Annotated in this window: 1 protein-coding gene; it reads left to right on the top strand. The window is 69.3% G+C overall.

Going from position 1 to position 277, the window contains the following annotated elements; all coding sequences use genetic code 11:
• Positions 1-277, top strand: a 277-nt coding sequence (locus R2R70_RS19955) for a hypothetical protein (RefSeq protein ID WP_410978894.1), incomplete at both ends; no start/stop codon positions are given.

The following is a 277-nucleotide window of genomic DNA, read 5'->3' as shown; positions in this document are numbered from 1 at the left end:
CGTCGCCGACGTCGCTCGCGACGGGCGGTGGCGCGGTCGGCGTGTCGGTGCTGCGCCCGGACGCGCCGTTCTCCGGCACGAACGCGGTTGTGAACGCGCTGAACCAGTACGGCCGGACGGTGCAGGACAACACGATGACCAAGATGACCCTCAACGGGTTGCCGGTCTCGATCGCGTCGTTCAAGAGCGATGACTACCTGCGATCGACGACACCGTCGTCGGGCTCGCTGACGGCCACGTCCGGCGGTGTGCCGGGGCTGACGCCGGGCACCATCAC

Source organism: Cobetia sp. SIMBA_158 (assembly GCF_046566945.1).
GTDB classification, from domain to species: domain Bacteria; phylum Pseudomonadota; class Gammaproteobacteria; order Pseudomonadales; family Halomonadaceae; genus Cobetia; species Cobetia amphilecti.
The sequence above is the reverse complement of the archived record's forward strand: the minus strand, read 5'-3'. Positions and strand labels throughout refer to the sequence as shown.